This window comes from Lentzea jiangxiensis (assembly GCF_900104175.1).
Taxonomy (GTDB): domain Bacteria; phylum Actinomycetota; class Actinomycetes; order Mycobacteriales; family Pseudonocardiaceae; genus Lentzea; species Lentzea jiangxiensis.
Window position 1 is genome coordinate 266372 of record NZ_FNIX01000005.1, and the last position, 21437, is coordinate 287808.

A 21437-nucleotide genomic window follows, 5' to 3' on the forward strand; every position below is an offset into this window, starting at 1 on the left:
ACGCCGTCACGTCACTTCGGCGGTGGCGGGACGTTGCAGCGCAGGGGCGCCGACTCGTTGCCGGACGCGTCCTTCGCGCTCACCAGGGCGTCACCCCGGAGCGTGATCTTCCAGTCGATGTCACCGGTGCCGGGCTTCTGCGTCGGCGTCGCTCCCGGCGCCTGCACCAGCTTGATCTTGGTGCCGCTGAGGAAACCGCCGAACACCGCGGCGCTCGCCGTGTCGCGGACGTAGATCTGCGGGTTCGGGTCGACGGCGTCTGTCGCGCTCAGCAGGTAGAACCCGTCCTCGTTGGTCGGCGGCGGAACGGTGCCACCGCCGGGGTTGTTCGTCGGGGTGCACGTCACGACCGGCGGGGTGGTGTCCACCCAGTCCTTCGTGACGTCGTCGCACACCGCGGTCCCGTTGCCGTGCGTGAAGCAGCCGCGGATCGTGTCGGTGCCGAGTCCCGCGAGCCCCTGCGTTCCGGGATAGGTGAAGTCCGTCAGACCGTTGGCGGCCGTCGTGCCGTTGCCCGCCGCACCGGTGTTCGGGCCCGACAGCACGCCGAACGTGACGCCGGTGCCGGACACCGGGTCACCGAAGTCGTCGGTGACCTTGGCGGTGACGGTGTGGGTCTGGCCGGGCGTGCCCAGCTCGTTCACCGCGTGCTCGGGCTCGACGTCGATGTGGGCCGCGCAGCCGTGCACCTTCACCGTCGGGTTCGGGAACGTGACGGTATGTCCCTCGGTGTCGCTGTAGACGACGCCTGGGTTCACGGCGAGCGCGCCACCGCCGGCGGCAGGCAGGTGCGTCGCGGTGAACGTCAGCGTGGCGCTCTCCGTGCGCAGCTCGCCGATCGTCCAGGTGAGATTGTTGCCGTTCTGGGAGACGGTGCCCTTGGAGGCCGCGGCGCCGCTCACCGAGAACGCGGCGCCGACGGTGTCGACCACCTTCACGTTCGTCGCCGCCGGCACGACGATCGCCGCGCCGATGTTCGCGAAGATCTGCTGCAGCTGGGCGGAGTCGGGCGCGAAGAAGTAGTGCACGCCGTCGTCGGGGTCGGTCGTCCAGTCCTTGATCTCGGCCTGGAAGTCGGTCACGCGCAGTCCGATGCCGAAGATCTCGGTACCGGCGGCGCGGGCGGCCGCGGCGGCGGGACTGGCGTCCACGCCTTCGGTCGTCTGACCATCCGTGATGATGATCATCTTTTTGGCGTTGCCCGGTACGGAGCCCGCAAGCTGGGCCTGGCCGGTCGAGATGGCGTCGGAGTGGTTCGTCTGACCGACTGCCACCAGCGAGTCGATGGCCGATTTCACCGCCGCGGCGTCACCGGTCAGGCCGACGTCGACCGAGGCGCTGGTCGCGAAACTCGTCACGCCCACGCGGGAACCGTTGGCGATCACGCCGTTCAGAGAACCGTCGGTCGCCTGGTCGATGATGTCGACAAAAGATTTCGCCGCGGCTTTCAAATCGACGATCGGCTGGCCCTGCATGCTGCCCGACCGGTCGAGCACGAGCTCGATGTCCGCTGGATTGCCCGCGATGCCGGTCTCGGCGTTCAGCGTGACCGTCACCGGAACGCTGCCGCCGCACTGGATGTCGGTGACGCCCAACGACTTGTCACCGGTCACGGTGCCGTCCGCGGCGGCGCCGGCCTGGCCGGCGAACGGGACGGTCATGGTCGCGACCAGCGCCGCCACGGTGATCCCGGCTCTTCGTCCGAATTTTCTGACTTCCATGGGAATGCTCCTCCTGGCCCAGTTCGGGTGGGTCAGAAGAGGCTAAGTCCGACTAAACCGGATGGCGATGAAGTTCACCCGGGCGTAGCAGCGAAAAGTGTTAGCCGACTTTATTGAACTGTGACGAAAAGGCCCGCCCGGAACGTGTCCGGACGGGCCTTTTCGCATTGATCAGATATTAGCTGCGGACCATCTTGCGCAGCACGTACTGCATGATGCCGCCGTTGCGGTAGTAGTCGGCCTCACCGGGCGTGTCGATGCGGACGACCGCGTCGAACTCGACCTTCGAGCCGTCCGCCTTGGTGGCGACGACGTGCACCGTCGACGGCGTGGTGCCGTTGTTGAGCTCCGTGACACCGGTGAAGTCGAACGTCTCGGTGCCGTCGAGGCCCAGCGACGACGCGCTGTCGCCCTGCGGGAACTGCAGCGGCAGCACGCCCATGCCGATCAGGTTCGAGCGGTGGATGCGCTCGTAGGACTCGGCGATGACGGCGCGGACGCCGAGCAGCGAGGTGCCCTTGGCCGCCCAGTCGCGCGACGAACCGGAGCCGTACTCCTTGCCCGCCAGCACGACCAGCGGGACACCGGCCTCCGCGTAGGCGACCGACGCGTCGTAGATCGTCGTCTGCGGGGCGTCGGTCTCCAGGAAGTTGCGGGTGAAGCCGCCCTGGACGTCGTCGAGCAGGAGGTTGCGCAGGCGGATGTTCGCGAACGTGCCGCGGATCATCACCTCGTGGTTGCCGCGGCGGGAGCCGTAGGAGTTGAAGTCCTTGCGCTCCACGCCGTGCTCGGTCAGGTACTTGCCCGCGGGCGAGTCGGCCTTGATCGAACCGGCGGGGGAGATGTGGTCCGTGGTGACCGAGTCGCCCAGCAGCGCGAGGACGCGGGCGCCCGCGATGTCGGTGACCGGCTTCGGCTCCATCTCCATGCCCTCGAAGTACGGGGGCTTGCGCACGTAGGTGGACTCGGCGTCCCACTCGAACGTGTTGCCGGTCGGCGTGGGCAGCGACTGCCAGCGCTCGTCACCGGAGAAGACGTTCGTGTAGCCCTTGGTGAAGCCCTCCGCGGAGATCGAGGTCGAGATGACCTCGGCGATCTCGGCCGGCGACGGCCAGATCTCGGAGAGGTACACCGGCTTGCCCTCGGTGTCCGTGCCGAGCGGCTCGGTGGTGATGTCCTTGTCCATCGAACCGGCCAGCGCGTACGCCACGACGAGCGGCGGCGACGCGAGGTAGTTCATCTTGATGTCCGGGTTGATCCGGCCCTCGAAGTTGCGGTTGCCGGACAGCACCGAGACGACCGCGAGGTCGCCTTCCTGCACGCCCGCCGAGATCTCGTCCTGCAGCGGGCCCGAGTTGCCGATGCAGGTGGTGCAGCCGTAGCCGACCAGGTGGAAGCCGAGCTTCTCCAGGTACGGCATGAGGCCGGCGCGCTCGTAGTAGTCCATGACGACCTTCGAGCCCGGCGCCAGGGTCGTCTTGACCCACGGCTTGCGCTCGAGACCGCGCTCGACGGCCTTCTTCGCGAGAAGGGCCGCGCCGAGCATCACGGACGGGTTCGAGGTGTTGGTGCACGACGTGATCGCGGCGATCGCGACGGCGCCGTGGTCCAGCTCGAACTCGTTGCCGTCGACGGTGACCTTGACCGGGTTCGAGACGCGGCCGGTGGCGCCCTCGGCGGCGGTGTGGACCACCTTCGGCGTGCCGGAGCCGTTCTCGCCCTCTCCGACGGCGACCGGGTCGCTGGCCGGGAACGTCTCGTCGACGGCCTCGTCCACGCCGGAGAGCTCCGGGGAGTCGGTGTGCGCGACGTAGGCACCCAGGGCCTGGCGGAACGCCTCCTTGGCGGAGGTCAGCTCGATGCGGTCCTGCGGGCGCTTCGGGCCGGCGATGGACGGGACGACCGTCGCCAGGTCGAGCTCCATCGTCTCGGAGTACACGGCCTCGCGGGACGGGTCGTGCCAGAGGCCCTGCTCCTTGGCATAGGCCTCGACGAGCGCGATCTGCTCCTCGGACCGGCCGGTCAGGCGCAGGTAGTCGATGGTCTCGCCGTCGATCGGGAAGATGCCGACCGTGGAGCCGAACTCCGGCGACATGTTGCCGATGGTGGCGCGGTTCGCGAGCGGCACGGCGCCGACGCCCTCGCCGTAGAACTCGACGAACTTGCCGACGACGCCCTGCTTGCGCAGCATCTCGGTGATCGTGAGCACGAGGTCGGTCGCGGTGGCGCCGGCGGGCAGCTCACCGGAGAGCTTGAAGCCCACGACGCGCGGGATCAGCATGGAGACCGGCTGGCCGAGCATCGCGGCCTCGGCCTCGATGCCGCCGACGCCCCAGCCCAGCACGCCGATGCCGTTGACCATCGTGGTGTGCGAGTCGGTGCCGACCAGGGTGTCCGGGTACGCCTGGCCGCCACGGACCATGACGACGCGGGCCAGGTACTCGATGTTGACCTGGTGGACGATGCCGGTGCCGGGCGGGACGACCTTGAACTCGTCGAACGCCGTCTGGCCCCAGCGCAGGAACTGGTAGCGCTCGCGGTTGCGCTCGTACTCCAGGTCGACGTTCAGCTCGAACGCGTCCGGGCGGCCGAAGACGTCGGCGATGACCGAGTGGTCGATCACGAGCTCGGCGGGCGCGAGCGGGTTCACCTTCTCGGCGTCGCCGCCGAGCTGGGTGACGGCCTCGCGCATGGTGGCGAGGTCGACGACGCAGGGCACACCGGTGAAGTCCTGCATCACGACGCGCGCGGGCGTGAACTGGATCTCGGTGTCGGGCTCGGCGCTGGGGTCCCAGTTGGCGAGAGCGCGCACGTGGTCGGCGGTGATGTTCGCGCCGTCCTCGGTCCGCAGCAGGTTCTCCAGCAGGATCTTCAGGCTGAACGGCAGACGCTCGGCGCCGTCCACGGCGCTCAGCCGGAACACCTCGTACGAGGCGTCGCCGACGTTGAGCGTGCCGCGGGCGCCGAAGCTGTCCAGGCTGTTGCCTCCATCGCCGGCAGGCGAGGGCGTAGCTGGCTGAGTCACGTGCAACTCCATCTGGTGACAGCGCGGTGGTCAGTTCGGGGTACGGGGGGAGTCTTCCTCACCAGGTCGACCCCTGCCCCTCCACCCCAAACAGTACGCTTGTCCTGTAAGCCGGTTCAACCCAGGTTGCCCTAAGTCACGCCCCGTGCACCGGGCTCACCGACTTCACGCCGTTCGAGAGCGTGCGTGGCTATCTTGGCGAGGTGCTCCTCGACCAAGTCTCCAAGCGGTACGGGCGCGGGCCGTGGGTGCTGCGCGACCTGACGCTCGAGGTGTCCGGCCTGACCGTGCTGACCGGCGCGAACGGCACCGGGAAGTCGACGTTGCTCAGGATCGCCGCCGGGATCCTGAAGCCGACGTCCGGACGGGTCGTGCGGCCGGCTTCGGTCGGCTACGTTCCCGAGCGGTTCCCCTCGGACGTGAGGATGTCCGCTTCGTCCTACCTGGCCCACCTGGGACGGGTGCGCGGGGCTGTCGCCGGTGACGTGCTGGAGCGGCTGGGGTTCGTCGGCTCGATGACGGCGCCGATGTCGGAGCTGTCCAAGGGCAACGCGCAGAAGGTCGCGCTGGCGCAGGCGTTCCTCGCCTCGGACGTGCTCGTGCTCGACGAGCCGTGGACCGGGCTCGACCCGGCGGCGGCCGACGAGCTGGTGTCCTTGCTGGAGGGGCGGACGGCGCTGGTGTCCGATCACGAGGGCCATCTCGCTCCGGCCACACGGCTCGACCTCTCCGGCGGGCACGTGATGATCGAGCTGAGCCGGGTGCCGGCGCTCGACGCGTTGGAGGCGTTGGAAGGCGTGCGGTCCGTGCAGACGCGTGGCTCGTCGGTGCGGGTGGAGGTGGCGCCGGACCGCAGCGACCACGTGCTGGCGGAGGCGTTGCGGCTCGGGTGCTCGGTGCGGAGCGTGCGGTGATCTCCCTGGTGCGGTACCTCGCGGCCGATGTCCTTCGGGGACAACGGTATTTGGCGCCTCTGCTGGTGTTCCTCGGTGTGATGGGGATGTTGTTCGGCGGCGACGCGGGGGAGCCGCTGGAGGCCTACTCGGGGTCGTCGGCGTTGCTGTACCCGGTCGCGGCCTGGATGGCGGTCGTGGTGGCGACGTCCGAGGACGTGGTGCGGCGTGAGATCACCGTGGTGACCGCCGGCGGGTGGTCGCGCGTGCTGACGGCCGCGGCGCTGGTCTCGGTGCTGTTCGCGGTGGCCATGGCGCTGCTCGCGGCGGTGTGGCCGGTCGTGACGAACCCGCACCCGTACACGGCGGGTCAGTTCTTTGTCGGACTCGGCGCGCATACTGGGTGTGCGCTGCTCGGCGTCGGGGTGGGCCTGATGTTCGCCCGCCCGGTGTTCGACTCCACCGGGCGCACCGTGCTGGCGGTGTTCTCGGTGGTGGTGCTGACGTACCCGCTGGGGCGGGTGACCCCGCTCGGATGGGTGCTGGACGCGTTGGGCCACAACGAGGTGTCGCTGTCCTTGCTGTGGGCCGGTGTCGCCGGTGCCGTGCTGGTGGCGGCGGCGGTGCTGGTCGGAGTGCGGCGGGCCTGATGCGGGTCAACGTGCTCGGGCCGTTGCAGGTGCTGTCCGGTGGCGTGCCCGTCGAGGTGCGCGGCAGGCGGCTGCGCTGGTTGCTGATCCGGCTGGCGGCGCAACCGGGCCAGGTCGTCGCGCCGGACCGGCTGGTCGCCGACCTGTGGCCGGACGAGCCGCCGGTGGACGGTCACGCGGCGTTGCAGTCGCTGGTGTCGCGGCTGCGGCGGACGCTCGGCGCCGCGGTGATCTCGTCGCACGCGTCGGGGTACCGGCTGGAGGCCTCGACCGACGTCGAGGAGTTCTGCCGGACGCGCGACGCGGCGCTGTGGCGCGGTGCGGCGTTCGAGGACGCGCCTTTCGCGGCCGAGGAGGCCGTGCGGCTGGCGTTGCTGCGCGACGACCTCGCCGGGCTGGAGGCCCTGGCGGCGGCGCACCCGCTGCGGGAGGACATGCAGGCGCGGCTGATGCTGGCGTTGAACGCCGCCGGGAGGCGGTCGGACGCGCTGGCGGTGTTCGCGCGCGTTCGTTCGGCGCTGGCCGACGAACTGGGCGTGGACCCCGGTGAGGCGCTGGCGGCCGCTCACCTCGCGGTGCTGCGCGAGCGTTCGGTGCGCGGGAACCTGCCGGCGCCGGTGGGGTCATTCATCGGGCGGGACGCGGACCTGACGGCGCTGGCGAGGTTGTTGCGCGGCAACCGGTTGGTGACGCTGACCGGGTTCGGCGGCGTGGGCAAGACGCGGCTCGCGCTGACGCACGCCGCGACGGAACCGCAGGCGTGGTTCGTCGAGCTGGACTCGGCGGCGGACCCGCTGGCGGCGCTGGACGCCGCCCTGGGGCCGAACCCCCTGGCGGCACCGTTGTTCTCGCGGCTCGGGTCGTCGCTCGTGGTGCTGGACAACTGCGAGCACGTCGTGGACTCCGCGGCGGCTCTGTGTGCTCGCCTGCTGGCGGAAGCGCCGGACGTGCGGGTGCTGGCCACGTCGCGGGAGCCGCTGGGCATTCCCGGCGAGGTCGTGCGCCCGGTGGCGCCGCTGGACCTCGACCACGCCGTGCGGCTGTTCTCGGCACGGGTCGGCGCGGCGCTGGACCTCGACGTGGTGCGGCGGGTGTGCGCCGCGCTGGACGGCATCCCGCTCGCGCTGGAGCTCGCGGCGGCGCGCGCCCGGTCGTTGTCGCTCGCGCAGCTGGAGTCGCGTGTGGACAGCCGCCTGCGGTTGCTCGACCGCGGCGCGCGGACGGGGCCGGCGCGGCACCGGACGTTGCGGGCGGTGGTCGACTGGAGCTGGGAGCTGCTGGACGACTCCGAGCGGCTGTTGCTGGCGCGGCTGGCGGTGTTCGTCGGCGGAGCCGGCGGCTCGGCCGTGCACGAGGTGTGCGGGGCAGGCTTGCGCAGGGGTACCCCCTTCTCGGGAACCCCTGCGTCTCAACGTGCTCAGGACCCCCGACAAGACCAGGAACCCGCGCCCGCGGGTTCTGACGCGACCCACCGGAGTGCGCGCCACACGCAGGCCGTGCTTCCGCCAGGCGATCCGGCGCACGACGGTGTGGACGACGGGCAGGAAGGCGACCTCTGGGACACCGAGGACCTGCTGGCGGCGCTCGTCGAGAAGTCCTTGGTCGTCCGCGCCGGCGAGCGCTACCGGCTGATGGAGACCGTGCGCGAGTACGCCCTGGAACAGGGACAAGCCGACCAAGCGAAGCACGCCGAGTACTACACGACCCTGGCCGAGCAGAACGAACCGTTGCTGCGGGGGCCGCGGCAGTTGGAGGCGCTGCAGGTCTTCGAGGCGGAACGGGCCAACCTCGACGCGGCGATGGCCTGGGCGGTGGAGCACGACCAGGGAGTCGCGCGGCGGATGCTGGCCGCGCGCACCTGGCACTGGCTGGTGATGACCAAGCGGGTGGAGGAGGTGCGCCGCTGGGCGTCGCGGGTTCCCGGCGATCCGTTGGCCGAGGTGCTGGCGGCGCTCGGCACGGCGGAGGTCGTCGGTGCGGTGGAGCGGTTGTGGCGGGAGGACGTGCCGACCGCTCTGTGCGCGTTGATGCTCACCAGCGGTCGGGTGTGGGGGCAGGCGGAGCTCGGCGATCAGCTCGTCCTGCTGGCCGACAGGCTGGAGCGGTCGGAGGACGCGTGGATGCGGGCGTTCTCGGCGCTGGTGCGCGGGGTGGTGGCCGGGGAGTTCAGCGAGGGGGCGGCTCCGGAGGCGGAGGCGCAGTACCGGCGAGCCTTGGAGGGGTTCCGGGGCGTCGGGGATCGGTGGGCCGTGGTGTTCGGGTTGTCGTGCCTGGTCATGGTGCTGATCAACCGCGGCGCGTTCGCCGAGGGGGTCCGGGCGGTGTCGGAGGCTCGGCGGGTGGTGGAGGAGCTGGGCGAGTCGGAGAACGTGCTCGTGCCGATGTCGGTGCTGGTGCAGGCGGCCCGGCTGAAGATCAGGATCGGGGACCTCGACGGGGCGCGCGACGACCTCGGGCGGGTGCCGGCCGCGCGGTTCGAGCTCGACCGGGGGCGGATCGCGCAGGCGCACGGCGAGATCGCGTTCTTCGGCGGCGACTTCCAGGAGGCCGTCCGGCTCTACCGGCAGGCGCTGGCCACCACGGCGGGCTCGATGGCCGACCAGTTCAAGGCGACCGTCCACGCCGGACTCGGGCTGGCGCTGACGCGGCTCGGTGACCTCGAGGCGGCGGGGCGGGAGCACCAACGGGCGCTCGACGCCGTCGGGCGGAGCGCGGACGGGCCGGCGCGGGCGTCGGTCCTCGAGTGGCACGCGGACTGGCTGCTCGCCCAGGGCGACCCGCGCGGTGCGGGCAACGCCCTGGACGAGGCGCAACGGCTACGCGGCGGTCCGAGCAGCGATCCGGCGGTGGTGCAGCTGCGTGACCGGGTTCGCGCCGAAGTAGGCGTCGACGGCTGAGCGGCCGATCGCGGCCACGTAGCCGTCGGGGCGCACCAGGACCGGGCCGCCGGGGAAGTCGAGCGTCACGAAGTCGGGCCCGCGCAGCAGGTCGAAGATCCGGCCCTGGTCGGTGATCCCGTCCGGCATGCGGTCGCCCGGCTGCAGGCCCTCACCGTCGGTGGTGCGGTAGGAGAGCGAGAGCTGCAGCGTCTCGTCACCGCGGCGCTCGAACGCCTGGCCGGACATCATCAGCGCGGTCGTCATGCCCAGCAGCCACTCCGCGACGGGCTTGCGCTCGGCCTCGTAGGTGTCGAGCAGCGTCTCCATCGCGAGCTTCCAGCCGAGGTTGTAGGCGTCCTGGATGCCGGTGTTCATGCCCTGCGCACCGGCCGGGGAGTGCACGTGCGCGGCGTCGCCCGCGAGGAACACGCGGCCCACCCGGAACCGGTCGACCATGCGGATGTTGGTGCGGTACAACGATGTCCACGTCGCGTCGTGCACGACGAGGTCGTCGCGGCCGGTGCGGTCGCGGATGATCTCGCGGTAGAGCTCCGGCGACGGGTCGCCGTCGCCGTTCGCCTGGAACTGGAAGAGGTCCGTGCCGGGCAACGGGCACAGCGCGAGCCACCGGTCGGTGCCGCCGCCCCACTGGTGCCAGTGGTCGCGGTCGAGACCGGAGATCCGGAGGTCACCGATGAGCATGCGTTGGTCCTCGTGCGTCTCGCCGACGAACGAGACGCCGAGTTGCTTGCGCACGAACGATTTGCCGCCATCGCACCCGACGAGGTACTTCGCGCGCACGGTCTCCCCGCCGACCACGGCGGTGACTCCGGAGTCGTCCTGGGTGAACGACGTCAGCGGCTTGCCGTACTCGACCGGCTGCGGGAACGCCTCGCGAAGCACCTGCTCGACGCGGAACTGCGGGATGAGCATCGTGCGCGCGTAGGGGCGTTCGACCGTGGGGTGGCGGCCCTCGTGCACGTCCCACTCACGCACGACCTCGCGGCCCCGGTAGGCGCGCATCTTCAGGTCGAGCCGCCCGGAGGCCAGCACGGGCTCGATGACGCCCAGGTCGTGGAGGACCTCCATGCTGCGCGGCTGCAGGCCCTTGCCGCGCGAGCCGGCGAACGGCGCGGGCGCGGCGTCGACGATGCGGAACGGCACCCCGCGGCGGTGCAGGTCGAGGGCGAGGGTGAGGCCGGTCGGGCCGGCTCCGGTGATCAGAACGTGGATGTCCATGACGAGGACACTCCGCCCACGCACTGCCACGGCCCTGCCACCGCGCTGCCGCGGGTGCCAGGGCCGTGGGTTGACCTGCGGGAACTTACTTCTTCATCAGCTCGATGAGCGCGTCGACGTCCTTGGGCTCGAAGCCGCGGAACAGCGTCAGCGCCAGCTCGTAGTAGGAGCGGATCGGGCTCACGTACCACTTGCCGTCCACCTCGGTGGCGACGACGCCGACACCGGACTTCATCACGGACCCGGCGACCCGGCCGATGACCTCGACGGCCTCGGCGGGGATCTTCTTGCCGCCCTGCTGCTCCAGCAGCTGCGTGATCTCGTCCGCGCAGAGCTTCTGCGTGCCCTGGCGCGGCACCTCGGCCGCGTAGCAGTCGCCCTCACGCGTGATGGTGACCGTCTCGCCCTCGGCCGTGATCGACAGCTTCTTGACCGTCACCTGCTTGCCGCCGGTGACGTCCTTGACGTCGGTCTCCAGGGCTTCCAGCTTGGCGCCGGTCGGCTTCGTCGCGCCGGCTTCCTCGAGCAGCAGCGGGCCCAGGTCGTGCAGCACACCGGCCTCGTCCGGCGGCAGCAGCGTGATGACCTTCTTCAGGTCGCCGTCCAGAGCGGCGTTGACGAGCTGCTTCGCCGCGTCCTCCGCGGAGCCCGCGCCCTCGGCCGTGAAACCGGACTGCGGCCACTTCTGCTTCTCCTCCTCCAGGATCGCGTTGGCGATCGTGTAGAAGGCGCTCGGGTACCACTTGTCGCCGACCTTGATCGACGCGATGCCGATCGGGGTGCCGCGCTTCTTCACCTCGGCGGTGATGTCGACGGTCTCGGACTTCGACGAGGTCAGGTTGATCTCGTCACCCAGCGCGTCGACGAGCTTGTCGGTGAGCGGGATCTTCGAGGCGTCCGAGGTGATCGTGATCTTGCCCTCGACCAGCTTGTTGATGGTGAGGTGGTCGTTGATCTTCTCGGCGGCGGCCTCGTCGAACTTGATGTTCTCGCTCTTGAACTCGACGCCGGAGAGCTTGTTCGGGTCGGCCTCGGGCTTCAGGATCTCGAGGCGCTTCATCTCCTTGGTCATCGACTCCATGTAGTCCTTCGACAGCGCCGCCTCCGCGGGCGCCAGCGAGGCCATGATGCCGACGACGTCACCGCTGCCGAGCTGCTCGATCAGGTTCTTCGCGGCGATCGCCGGGGTGTCCTGACCGGCGTTCGAGCCCGGGTCGGCCTTCTTGAGCGCGAAGAACGTGACGCCGCCGCCGATCAGCAGCAGCACGGCCACGACGGCCGTGACGACCAGGCCGGTGCGCTTCTTCTTCGGCGGCTCGCCGCCCATCGGCGCGTAGCCGTACGGCTGCTGCTCGAAGCCCTGCTGCGGGAAGCCCTGGGGACCCGTCTGCGGGTAGCCCTGCTGCGGGAAGCCCTGCGGCCCGGTCTGCGGGTGACCACCCTGCTGCGGGTAGCCGCCCTGCTGGTAGCCACCCTGCTGCGGCTGCTGCGGCTGCTGCGGGTAGCCGCCCTGCTGGGGCTGCTGCCCGTACGGGTTGTTCTGCGGCTGCCACTGGCCACCGCCACCACCTGGGTAGCTCACGGGTTCCCTCCTGGAGTTCTCACTGCGCTGCGCCTGGTCGAGGTGAGCACCGTGATCGCCCCCACGATCGTCAGTACGGCACCGGCAAGAGTGGTGATCGGACCGGAGATGCTGATCCCGACCAACGCGCCCTTGCTATCCCCTTGGACTGTGGCTACTAGGGCCACGGTTCCGCTGATCGTGCCAAAAAGAAGGGCGACGCACGCGGCGATTCGTGGAAATCGGACCACGTACAAGGCGGCGGCGATCATCGCCAACGGGGTCAGACCCACCCAGATCGACGTGACGACGCCTCCTGCCACCCCGTCCAACCCGGCGAGATCACGGAGCGAGAGCACCTGGTAACTGTCCCTCGTGGTCGATCCGGATTTCAGCCAGGGCAAGAAGGTCCCGGCGATGGAGGTGACCAAGCCCACTGCCGCGACGGCGGCTCCCACAACGCTGCGCACCCGGATAGTGTGAACCGATGGCCTCCCAGGCGTGCGCAGCGGCACGGGCGCTGGTCGCGTCCGCCCACCGGATCACGGTGCTGACGGGAGCCGGGGTCTCCACGGATTCGGGCATCCCGGACTTCCGCGGGCCCGACGGCCTGTGGGCGCGCGACGCCGACGCCGGGCTCGGGGCGACGCTCGACGCGTACCTGGCGGACCCCGAGCTGCGCAGGCTCACCTGGCGCGCCCGGCTCGAGAGTCCCGTGTGGACCGCGAAGCCGAACGCGGCGCACAAGGCCCTGGTGGAACTGGAGCGGTCCGGCCGGCTGCGCACGGTGGTCACGCAGAACATCGACGGCCTGCACCAGAAGGCCGGTTCCGATCCGCACCGGGTCCTGGAGCTGCACGGCACGCTGCACGCCACCGTGTGCCTGGGCTGCGGTGCCACGGGGTCGATGCGCGAGGCGTTGCGGCGCGTCGCCGAGGGCGAAGCGGAGCCGGACTGCCCGCGCTGCCGGGGAGTCCTCAAGTCCGCCACGATCTCGTTCGGACAGGAGCTCGACGCCGAGGTGCTGCGCCGCGCCCGCCTCGCCGCCCTCGACTGCGACGTGCTGCTGGTGGCGGGAACGTCGTTGCAGGTGCAGCCCGCCGCGGGCCTCGTGCCGCTGGCGGCCAAAGCGGGTGCGCAGGTCATCATCTGCAACGCCGAACCGACACCCTGCGACTCCGTGGCGGCCGTTGTGCTGCACGAGTCCGTCAGCGAGGTGCTCCCCGACCTCAGCGCCGTTCCTCCATCCGGGGGAGGCAGCTTCTCGTCCTGGGGAGATCCGAGCACCTGGTCGTAGTGTCGGCTCCATGCGCGTACCGCTGATCACCACGGACTTCCTGGACCGGGCGTCGTTCGCGTTCGCGGCGACCACGGCGACCGTCGACGAGCCGGACCAACCGGCCAAGCCGGTCCCGACGACGACGTACGCGGAGATGGCGACCCGCGTGCGGGCGTGGCAGGCCGGGTTCGACGCGCTGGGCGTGGGCGAGGGCGAACGCGTCGCGGTCGTCAGCCACAACTCCGCGCGGATGCTGGAGCTGTTGCACGCGCTGCCCGGCAGCGGGCGCGTCTGCGTGCCGGTGAACTTCCGCCTGCGGCCCGACGAGGTGAAGTACATCGTCGAGCACAGCGGCGCGTCGGCGTTGTTCGTCGACCCCGAACTGCAGCTGGACGACGTCGTGGCGCGGCACCGGTTCACGCTCGGCGAGGAGTCCGAGGCGCTGCTTCGGTTCGATGTGGAGCCACGGCCGTGGAGCGCGCCTTCGGAGGACGCGACGGCCACGATCAACTACACGTCGGGCACCACCGCGCGGCCCAAGGGCGTGCAGCTGACGCACCGCAACATCTGGCTGAACGCGGTCACGTTCGCCATGCACACCCGTGCGTGGGAGGGCGACGTCTACATGCACGTGCTGCCGATGTTCCACTGCAACGGCTGGGGCATGCCGTTCGGTCTCGCGGGCCTCGGCGTGCCGCAGGTGGTCCTGCGCAAGGTCGACGGCGCCGAGATCCTGCGCCGTGTGCGCGACCACGGCGTCACGCTCATGTGCGGCGCACCGGCCGTGTGGAACTCCGTGCTGGACGCCGCCCAGGAGTGGGAGGGTGAGATCCCCGGCCGTGACCAGGTGCGGATCGTCTGCGCCGGCGCGCCGCCGCCCTCGCGCACGATCCAGCGCGTGACCGAGGAGCTCGGGTGGGAGTTCCTGCAGATCTACGGCCTGACCGAGACGGCACCGCTGCTGACGTTCAACCGCGCCCAGCCGGGCCCCACCGGCGAGGAGAAGGCGAAGAAGCAGTCGCGGGCGGGCGCCCCGGCACTCGGCGCGCAGCTGCGGATCTCCGGCACCGGCGAGGTGCTCGCGCGGTCCAACGTGGTGATGGAGGGCTACTGGGACAACCCGGAGTCCACCGCGGACGCGCTCGAGGACGGCTGGTTCCACACCGGCGACGGCGGCCACTTCGACGACGAGGGTTACCTGACGATCTCGGACCGCAAGAAGGACGTGATCATCACCGGCGGCGAGAACGTCTCGTCGATCGAGGTCGAGGACTGCCTGTTCTCACACCCGGCCGTCGCCGAGGTCGCGGTCATCGGGGTGCCCCACGAGAAGTGGGGTGAAACGATCAAGGCGCTCGTCGTGCTGTCGGGCGAGGCGACCGAGGCGGAGCTGATCGGGCACTGCAAGGAGCGGCTCGCCGGGTACAAGGCGCCGACCTCGATCGAGTTCCGCGACGCGATCCCGCGGACGGCGACCGGCAAGATCCAGAAGTTCAAGCTGCGGGAGCCGTACTGGGCCGGCAGGGACCGGCTCGTCAACTAGTCCACACGGGGCTCCGATCGTCCCAAAAGGACCACCCATCGTGCTCCGCTGTGACACGTGTGGTTGACGGTGCGTGAGTTCCAGATGCGCACGGTGGGTCTGATTGGTCTAATTCGGTCGGAGGTGATGCCCTGTGTTGACACGACTCCCCGCCGTGGTGGTGTTGATGACGGCCGTCCTCACGGGGACGGCCGTCGCCGTTCCCCCGCCTCCGCCGAACCCGAGCGACTCGGCGATCTCGGCGTCCCGGGCGGAGGCGGACGCGAAGGCCGCCCGCGTGGGTGAGTTGACCGGCCGGCTCACGCAGGCCGAGTCGCGGCTGCAGGAGCTGTACGACGACGTCTCGTACAAGCGCGAGCTCGCCAACAAGGCCCGCGTCGACCTGGAGACGGCGATCGCCGAGGCCGAGGCGGCCCGCCGCCAGGCCACGGCCGCGCGCGTGCAGGCCGACGCCGCGTCCAAGGCCGTCGAGGACAGCCGCCGCGCGCTCGACGAGTTCGCCGCCGCCTCGTACGCGCAGGGCAGCACCGTCGGGTCCTTCTCCGCCTACATCGGGGCGAAGTCGCCGGAGGACCTGCTGGCCCGCGCCCAGATGCTCGAGGCGGTGTCGGCGTCCAGCCTGAACCGCCTGGACCAGGTGACCCGCGACCAGGGCACGGCCGCGAACCTCGACTCCGCCGCGCGCGCCGCGCTGCAGAAGGCCGAGTCGAAGCAGGCGGCCGCCGACGAGGCCAGGAAGGTCGCCGACCAGGCACAGCAGGTCGCCGTGGACGCGCACACCGCCCAGGCGTCGGCCACCGCCGCGTTGCAGGCCGACAGGGACGCCGTCGAGCAGGAGCTCGCCGCAGCGCGAGGCGAGGTCAACGGCCTCGAAGCGCAACGCCGGCAGTACGACCAGTGGGTTGCGGCGAAGAAGCGCGAGGACGAGGAGAACGCCCGTCGTGCCGTAGCCGCTGCCGCCGCCGCTCCCCAGGCCGCGCCTCAGGTCGCACCTCAGGTCGCACCTCAGGCCCCGCCGAAGCGCCGCCCGGTGGCGTCGGCCCCAGCCCCGTCCGGCAACCGCGTGCAGACCGTGATCAACCGGGCGTTGTCCCAGCGCGGTGTCATCTACGCGTGGGGCGGCGGCAACTACAACGGTCCGACGTACGGCGTGCGCGACGGCGGCGTGGCCGACTCGTTCGGCGACTACCGCAAGATCGGCTTCGACTGCTCCGGCCTGATGATGTACGCGTTCGCGGGCGTCGGCGTGTACCTGCCGCACTACAGCGGTTACCAGTACAACTCCGGCCGCAAGGTGCCGCTGTCGCAGATGGCGCCGGGGGACATGATCTTCTGGGGTCCCGGCGGCGGCACGCACGTGGCGCTGTACCTGGGCGGCGGGATGATGGTCGAGGCGCCGCACTCCGGTGCGGTCGTGCGGATCTCCCCGGTGCGGTACGGCGGCATCATGCCGTACGTCACTCGCTTGTTGTGATCTCGTCGTGGGTGATGTCGCTCCGCGTCGAGCGACTACCTGCCGAGCGGGCACCTCGTCACGCGGGCTTGAACGCGTCCTCGGTCTTGACCACGCCGGCCGTGCGGCCCGGTGCGGTGTGGTTCTCCCAGTAGAGGTTCGTGTGGGCGATGACCTTGTCCGGGGTGGGAGCGCCCCACTCGGACAGGTCCTCGGTCGTGTGCGCGTCGCTCACCAGCAGGGCGTCGTAGCCGCGGACGATGGCGCCGTGCAGCGTCGAGCGGATGCATTCGTCGGTCTGCGCGCCGGACACCACGAGGCTGCCGATCCCCTTGTGCGCCAACACCTCTTCGAGGTCGGTCGCCTCGAACGAGTCGGCGTACGCCTTGTGCACCACCGGTTCGCCCTCGGCGGGCTTCAACTCCGGCACGAACTGCCAGCCGTCGGACTCCTTCGGCATGTGCTCGGCGTTGCTGTGCTGCACCCACACCACGTCGACGCCGGCCGCGCGCGCCTTGTCGACGAGCGCGGCGACGTTGGCCACCACCTCGTCGCGGTTGTGGGCGTGGTCGACCACGCCGTTCTGCACGTCGATCACGAGCAACGCGGTGCTGGGGCGGTTCGCCAGGGTCGTCACGCGGCCAGCTTAGGCCGGTTCCGGTGGCGTGCAAGGGTGTTCGGTCGACAGTGGACGGCCGCACGCGTGCGGCTCAGCGCGAACGCAACCGGCGCAGCATGCGGGCGTCCTCGAAGCCGACGTTGCGCGCGGCGGTCTCGACCGTGGCGCCCTGACCGATGAGGTGTTCGGCCCGTTCGACGCGCAACGCTTGCTGGTACTTCAACGGCGTCATACCTGTCGCACGGCCGAACAACCGTGTCACGGTGCGTTCGCTGCATCCCGCGTGTGCGGCCAGTTCCGCGAGTGAGAGTCGGTCCGCGAGCCGTGACTCGATCACGTCCTGAATGCGGTGCACCGTCTCGTTGATGTGCGACCGGTACCGCAGCAGCACGCTCGCCTGCTGGTCGTCACCGTTCCTACGCGCGTAAATCACCATCGTGCGTGCGATCGCGGCGGCTGTGGAAGGCCCGTGGCGCACGGCGACCAAGTGCAGCGCAAGGTCGATCCCGCTCGCGATACCTGCCGACGTCACGACGCGATGGTCTTCCACGAACAAGACATCGCGCACGACCTGTGCGCGCGGGTAGCGTCGTTCGAGCTCCTCTTGCAGTTCGTGATGCGTGGTGCAGCGGCGGCCTTCGAGCAGGCCCGCGCGCCCCAACGCATCCGCGCCGGCGCACACACTCGCGACCATGCCGCCGGCGGCGTGGTGCGAGCGCAACCACGCCAACGCGCGTTCGGACAGGTGCCCCGTGCCCGCGATCTTCGGTGACCGCCACCCCGGCACGAACACCAGGTCGTCCGCGTCGAGAGAGGGCAGCTCGGTCGACGCCCCCAGCGGCACGCCCTGATGGCTCAGCACGGTGTCCGCGTCGCCCACATACGACAACATGTAGCCGCCCACGAGGTCGGCGGCGCTGGAGAACACCTGCGCCGGCCCCGCGAGGTCGAGCAGGTGCACTCCGGGCACGAGCAGGAAGACGACTCTGGTCACGATCCGGTCAGCGTAGCGACGTCCGAGATCCGCGCGAACCGGCCCGCCAGCACGTACTCCGTCCGTTCGACGACCTCCTCGACGCCGAGCACCTTGCCGGTCCGCCAGTGCGGCAGCGGCGTGGTGGCCGTCGCGTCCGTCACGAACGTCATGTCGAACCCGAGGTCGGACCCGACGCGGGTCGTCGTCTCGCAGCACTGCTCGGTCCGGATGCCGCTGACCAGCAGCTCCCGCACCCCGTGCTGCGTCAGGGTCTGCTGGAGGTTCGTCGTGGTGAACGCGTTGTGCGACGTCTTGGTCAGCACCTGCTCGTCGTCGAGGGGCTCGAGGCCGTCGATCAGCCGCACGTGCCCGAGCGCGGGGTCGAACACGTCGCCGGAGCCGGGTTCGGAGTGCAGCACCCACACGACGAGGTCACCGGCGTCGCGACTCATGTCGACGAGCTGGTTGACCTTGCCCACGACGCCGGGGTTCGACACCTCGGCCCAGCTGGCCCGCTGGCGGAACGACTCCTGCACGTCGATGACGATCAATGCTCGCTTCATGACCACCAGCCTCGCCGTGCGCGACGCCGGCCACGAGGCACGACCCGGCCGAGGAGCGGACGGATCCGGTCACGCCCTGGAGATCACAGCGGACGGCGGCCGGCGAACCCCAGATCGGTCCGGTGGTACCAGCCCAGCTCCCGGTCGCCCTCGAGCCAGCACAGCAGCACCGGCACCCCGTCCCTCTCGCTGGGGAAGTCGACCAGCAACGGGGCGAAGCCCTTCAGCTCGGCCCCGGTCCGCTGCACCGACTCCATCAGCTCGTCCAGCCTCGCCTGCGCGGCCTTGAACTCCGGCAGCCCGCCCAGCGAGGACCCGCCCGCGGCCAGTTCGGCGGCGTCGGCGCGCAGGCGCACGATCTCGTCGAGCACCGGCAGCAGGCGCGCCAGTTCGGTCCGGGCTTCGGCGAGCGTGAACAGTCCCACGGGACCAAGGCTGGCACAGTGGCAGGGGTGCAGTGGCGACTGGGTGACCTCACCGTGAACCGGATCGGGTTCGGCGCCATGCGCCTGCCGCAGGAGGGGACCGCGTTCGACCCCGCTGCGCGGCCGCGCGACCGCGGGCAGGCGATCCGGGTCCTCAGGGAAGCGGTGGAGCTCGGGATCAACCACGTCGACACGGCCGCGTTCTACTTCTCGGCCACGCGGTCGGCCAACGAGCTCATCAACAGCGCGCTGTCGCCGTACCCGGAGGACCTGGTCGTCGTCACCAAGGTCGGTCCCGGGAGGACGCCGCAGGGGGAGTGGCTGCCGCTCGCCACGCCGGGGCAGCTCCGCGGCCAGGTCGAGGAGAACCTGCGGCAGCTCGGCCGCGACCACCTCGACGTGGTGAACCTGCGGGTCAGCGGGCTCGACGACGTGAGCGCGCACTTCGAGGCGTTGGCGGAGCTCCGGGAGACCGGTCTCATCAGGCACCTGGGGTTGTCGAACGTGAAGCTCCACCACCTCGACCAGGCGCAGCGGATCACGGACGTCGTGTGCGTACAGAACTCCTACGGGCTGGGGCACCACCCCGAACAGGACGACTTCCTCGGCGTCTGCGGGGAGCGGGGGATCGCGTTCGTGCCGTTCTTCGCCCTTGCCGGCGCGAACCAGGAGGCCGGCACGTCGGCCGATGACGACGAGGTCACCGCGATAGCGCGCGACCGGGGCGTCTCGCCCGCGCAGGTCCGGCTCGCGTGGACGCTCGCGAGGGGGCCGCACGTGCTGGTCATCCCCGGCACCGGTGATCCCGGGCACCTGCGGCAGAACGTCGAGGCGGGCGAGTTGCGGCTCACCCCCGAGGAGCTCACCCGCCTCGACGCGGTCCACCTCAGCGGGAGCTGATCCGCCGGAACAGCCACGTGGCCCAGGTGAAGGCCACCACCAGCAGGCCGCCCGACCACGCCAGAGCCGGCCGGCCCGAGGTGACGGGCTGGTCGGTGAGCAGGGCGCGCACGGTCTCGATGACCGGGGTGATCGGCTGGTGCTCGCTGACGGCGCGCAACCAGGGCGGCATCGTCGCCACCGGGACGAAAGCGCTGCTCAGGTAGGGGAGGAAGAGCATGAAGAACCCGAGCAGGCTCGCCGACTCGACGGACCGGGCGATCACGCCGAAGCCCGCGGCCAGCCAGGACAGCGCCAGCACGTAGACGAGCAGCAGGCCCATCGCGAGCGCCCACGCGCCGACCGACGCCGTGGGCCGGAAGCCCATCAGCAGGGCCACGAGCACGACCGCGAACGTCGCCAGGGCGTTGCGGGCGACCGAGGCGACCACGTGGCCGGTCAGCACGCTGAAGCCGCTGATGGGCATCGAGCGGAACCGGTCGACGACGCCCTTCTTCATGTCGTCGGCCACCGGCATCGCGGTGGACGTGGCGCCGTAGCCGGTGCACAGCACCACTATGCCGGGCACCACGTAGTCCACATAGGACTGCACGGAGCTGATCGCGCCGCCGAACACGTAGACGAACAGCGCCATCATCAGCACCGGCAGCACCACCGCCATGATCGCGGTGTCGAGGTTGCGGCGGCTCAGCCGGATGCTGCGGCCGACCATCGTCGTCGCCGCGCTCACGCCGCCACCGCCGTCAGGGTCGTGAAGACGTCGTCCAGGGTCGGCCGGTGCGTGGCCACGCGCAGCACGTGGATCCGTGCGGCGAGCAGGTCGTCCAGGACGCGGTGCAGGTGGGCGGCGCTGCCGTCGGACGGCAGGCCCAGGGTGGGGCCGTCGGCGAGCCCGCCGACGGCGGATCGGGCCCGCAGCGCCTCCTCCCGGCTCGCGAAGGTCAGGTCGAGCCGGGTGCCGCCGACCGAGTTCTTCAACGCGTCCGCAGTGCCGTCCGCGACGACGCCCCCGTTGTGCAACACCACGATCCGGTCGGCGAGCCGGTCGGCCTCCTCCAGGTACTGGGTCGTGAGGAAGATCGTCACGCCGTCGCGCACGAGGTCGCCGATCGCGTCCCACGTCGTCGTGCGGCTCACCGGGTCGAGGCCGGTGGTCGGCTCGTCCAGGAACAGCAGCCGCGGCCTCGCCACCAGGCTCATCGCGAGGTCCAGGCGCCGGCGCATGCCGCCGGAGTAGGTGCGCACCCGCCGGTCCGCGGCGTCCACCAGGCCGAACCGCTCCAGCAACTCGGACGCCCGCGCGCGTGCCGCCGGCCTGGTGCGGCGGTGCAGGCGGGCGATCATGACCAGGTTCTCGCGGCCGGTCTGCTCCTCGTCGACCGCCGCGTACTGGCCGGTCAGGCTGATCACGCCGCGGACGTCCGCGGCCTGGCGCACCACGTCGAACCCGCACACCCGAGCCGAGCCGCCGTCGGGCCTGGTCAGCGTGCTCAGGACGCGGATCGTGGTCGTCTTGCCCGCGCCGTTCGGCCCGAGCAGCGCGAGCACTGATCCCTCCGCCACCTCCAGGTCGAGCCCGTTGAGCACCGTCCGGGTGCCGTACCTCTTCGTCAGACCCTCTGTCTCGACGATCATCGAACCCCCTTTATGCGTACCGGATACGCAATATGTGGATTAGCGTATGACATACGCATCTGTTTGACTAGAGGGC

18 protein-coding genes are annotated in these 21437 nt (G+C 70.7%); 7 read left to right on the top strand and 11 right to left on the bottom strand.

Annotated elements, in window-relative coordinates:
* Nucleotides 1–11 precede the first annotated feature (11 nt).
* Both BLQ91_RS18040 and acnA read right to left on the bottom strand, forming a co-directional pair.
* Nucleotides 12–1721 carry a VWA domain-containing protein gene (locus BLQ91_RS18040; RefSeq protein ID WP_143022698.1) on the bottom strand — a complete coding sequence of 570 codons (1710 nt, stop codon included), beginning with the start codon at nt 1719–1721 and terminating at the stop codon, nt 12–14.
* A gap of 178 nt (nt 1722–1899) precedes the next feature.
* Nucleotides 1900–4746 (bottom strand): aconitate hydratase, encoded by a 2847-nt coding sequence (gene acnA, locus BLQ91_RS18045; protein WP_245733589.1) that lies wholly within the window; start codon nt 4744–4746, stop codon nt 1900–1902.
* Between the two features lie 203 nt (nt 4747–4949).
* Here acnA and BLQ91_RS18050 point away from each other — a divergent pair, with 203 nt between their 5' ends.
* Genes BLQ91_RS18050 through BLQ91_RS43360 form a run of 3 tightly spaced genes read left to right on the top strand, consistent with a single transcriptional unit; the run spans nt 4950 to nt 9186 of the window.
* Entirely contained in the window at nt 4950–5660 is a 711-nt protein-coding gene (locus tag BLQ91_RS18050) for an ATP-binding cassette domain-containing protein (protein WP_090098023.1), read from the top strand.
* 50 nt (nt 5661–5710) lie between these two features.
* Nucleotides 5711–6289, top strand: a complete 579-nt coding sequence (locus BLQ91_RS40340; RefSeq protein WP_176959805.1) for a hypothetical protein — start codon at nt 5711–5713, stop codon at nt 6287–6289.
* The gene (locus BLQ91_RS43360; protein ID WP_176959806.1) at nt 6289–9186 is read left to right on the top strand and encodes an ATP-binding protein; all 2898 of its coding nucleotides are present in this window, start codon (nt 6289–6291) and stop codon (nt 9184–9186) included. Before BLQ91_RS40340 ends, BLQ91_RS43360 begins: the two co-directional genes overlap by 1 nt.
* On the opposite strand, the gene BLQ91_RS18060 is transcribed toward BLQ91_RS43360, so the two are convergent.
* From BLQ91_RS18060 to BLQ91_RS18070, 3 genes are all read right to left on the bottom strand, one after another.
* Nucleotides 9106–10407: an FAD-dependent monooxygenase gene (locus BLQ91_RS18060; protein WP_090098025.1), complete on the bottom strand. Its 1302-nt coding sequence runs from the start codon at nt 10405–10407 to the stop codon at nt 9106–9108. The genes BLQ91_RS43360 and BLQ91_RS18060 overlap by 81 nt on opposite strands.
* A gap of 85 nt (nt 10408–10492) precedes the next feature.
* Complete coding sequence (locus tag BLQ91_RS18065) at nt 10493–11989, bottom strand: hypothetical protein (RefSeq protein WP_090098026.1); 1497 nt, start codon at nt 11987–11989, stop codon at nt 10493–10495.
* Nucleotides 11986–12438: a hypothetical protein gene (locus tag BLQ91_RS18070; RefSeq protein ID WP_143022700.1), complete on the bottom strand. Its 453-nt coding sequence runs from the start codon at nt 12436–12438 to the stop codon at nt 11986–11988. Before BLQ91_RS18070 ends, BLQ91_RS18065 begins: the two co-directional genes overlap by 4 nt.
* 17 nt (nt 12439–12455) lie before the next feature.
* On the opposite strand from BLQ91_RS18070, the gene BLQ91_RS18075 reads away from it, so the two are divergent.
* The 3 genes from BLQ91_RS18075 to BLQ91_RS18085 all read left to right on the top strand — a co-directional run bounded on the left by BLQ91_RS18075 (nt 12456) and on the right by BLQ91_RS18085 (nt 16264).
* Nucleotides 12456–13265, top strand: a complete 810-nt coding sequence (locus tag BLQ91_RS18075; RefSeq protein WP_090098028.1) for an SIR2 family NAD-dependent protein deacylase — start codon at nt 12456–12458, stop codon at nt 13263–13265.
* A 10-nt stretch (nt 13266–13275) separates the two neighbouring features.
* The gene (locus BLQ91_RS18080; protein ID WP_090098029.1) at nt 13276–14790 is read left to right on the top strand and encodes a class I adenylate-forming enzyme family protein; all 1515 of its coding nucleotides are present in this window, start codon (nt 13276–13278) and stop codon (nt 14788–14790) included.
* Nucleotides 14791–14923: 133 nt separating this feature from the next.
* Nucleotides 14924–16264, top strand: a complete 1341-nt coding sequence (locus BLQ91_RS18085) for an NlpC/P60 family protein (RefSeq protein WP_245733596.1) — start codon at nt 14924–14926, stop codon at nt 16262–16264.
* Nucleotides 16265–16322: 58 nt separating this feature from the next.
* Here the strand turns inward: BLQ91_RS18085 and BLQ91_RS18090 are convergent, their stop codons facing one another.
* The 4 genes from BLQ91_RS18090 to BLQ91_RS18105 all read right to left on the bottom strand — a co-directional run bounded on the left by BLQ91_RS18090 (nt 16323) and on the right by BLQ91_RS18105 (nt 18826).
* Nucleotides 16323–16880, bottom strand: a complete 558-nt coding sequence (locus BLQ91_RS18090) for a cysteine hydrolase family protein (protein WP_090098030.1) — start codon at nt 16878–16880, stop codon at nt 16323–16325.
* A gap of 73 nt (nt 16881–16953) precedes the next feature.
* The gene (locus BLQ91_RS18095) at nt 16954–17856 is read right to left on the bottom strand and encodes a GlxA family transcriptional regulator (protein WP_090098031.1); all 903 of its coding nucleotides are present in this window, start codon (nt 17854–17856) and stop codon (nt 16954–16956) included.
* A complete protein-coding gene (locus BLQ91_RS18100) occupies nt 17853–18401 on the bottom strand; it encodes a cysteine hydrolase family protein (RefSeq protein ID WP_090098228.1) in 549 nt (182 codons plus the stop codon). Before BLQ91_RS18100 ends, BLQ91_RS18095 begins: the two co-directional genes overlap by 4 nt.
* Nucleotides 18402–18484: 83 nt before the next feature.
* The gene (locus BLQ91_RS18105; RefSeq protein WP_090098032.1) at nt 18485–18826 is read right to left on the bottom strand and encodes a DUF2203 domain-containing protein; all 342 of its coding nucleotides are present in this window, start codon (nt 18824–18826) and stop codon (nt 18485–18487) included.
* Nucleotides 18827–18853: 27 nt separating this feature from the next.
* On the opposite strand from BLQ91_RS18105, the gene BLQ91_RS18110 reads away from it, so the two are divergent.
* Nucleotides 18854–19726 carry an aldo/keto reductase gene (locus BLQ91_RS18110; RefSeq protein WP_281199510.1) on the top strand — a complete coding sequence of 291 codons (873 nt, stop codon included), beginning with the start codon at nt 18854–18856 and terminating at the stop codon, nt 19724–19726.
* On the opposite strand, the gene BLQ91_RS18115 is transcribed toward BLQ91_RS18110, so the two are convergent.
* Nucleotides 19713–20456: an ABC transporter permease gene (locus tag BLQ91_RS18115; protein ID WP_090098033.1), complete on the bottom strand. Its 744-nt coding sequence runs from the start codon at nt 20454–20456 to the stop codon at nt 19713–19715. The genes BLQ91_RS18110 and BLQ91_RS18115 overlap by 14 nt on opposite strands.
* The gene (locus BLQ91_RS18120) at nt 20453–21361 is read right to left on the bottom strand and encodes an ATP-binding cassette domain-containing protein (RefSeq protein ID WP_090098034.1); all 909 of its coding nucleotides are present in this window, start codon (nt 21359–21361) and stop codon (nt 20453–20455) included. Before BLQ91_RS18120 ends, BLQ91_RS18115 begins: the two co-directional genes overlap by 4 nt.
* Nucleotides 21362–21437: the final 76 nt, after the last annotated feature.

Excerpts from the sequence above, each read along its gene's own strand:
- BLQ91_RS18075 (WP_090098028.1), top strand. The coding sequence starts at position 12,456 with ATGGCCTCCCAGGCGTGCGCAGCGGCACGGGCGCTGGTCGCGTCCGCC.
- BLQ91_RS43360 (WP_176959806.1), top strand. The coding sequence starts at position 6,289 with ATGCGGGTCAACGTGCTCGGGCCGTTGCAGGTGCTGTCCGGTGGCGTG.
- BLQ91_RS18080 (WP_090098029.1), top strand. The coding sequence starts at position 13,276 with ATGCGCGTACCGCTGATCACCACGGACTTCCTGGACCGGGCGTCGTTC.
- BLQ91_RS18120 (WP_090098034.1), bottom strand. The coding sequence starts at position 21,361 with ATGATCGTCGAGACAGAGGGTCTGACGAAGAGGTACGGCACCCGGACG.
- BLQ91_RS18060 (WP_090098025.1), bottom strand. The coding sequence starts at position 10,407 with ATGGACATCCACGTTCTGATCACCGGAGCCGGCCCGACCGGCCTCACC.
- BLQ91_RS18100 (WP_090098228.1), bottom strand. The coding sequence starts at position 18,401 with ATGAAGCGAGCATTGATCGTCATCGACGTGCAGGAGTCGTTCCGCCAG.
- BLQ91_RS18040 (WP_143022698.1), bottom strand. The coding sequence starts at position 1,721 with ATGGAAGTCAGAAAATTCGGACGAAGAGCCGGGATCACCGTGGCGGCG.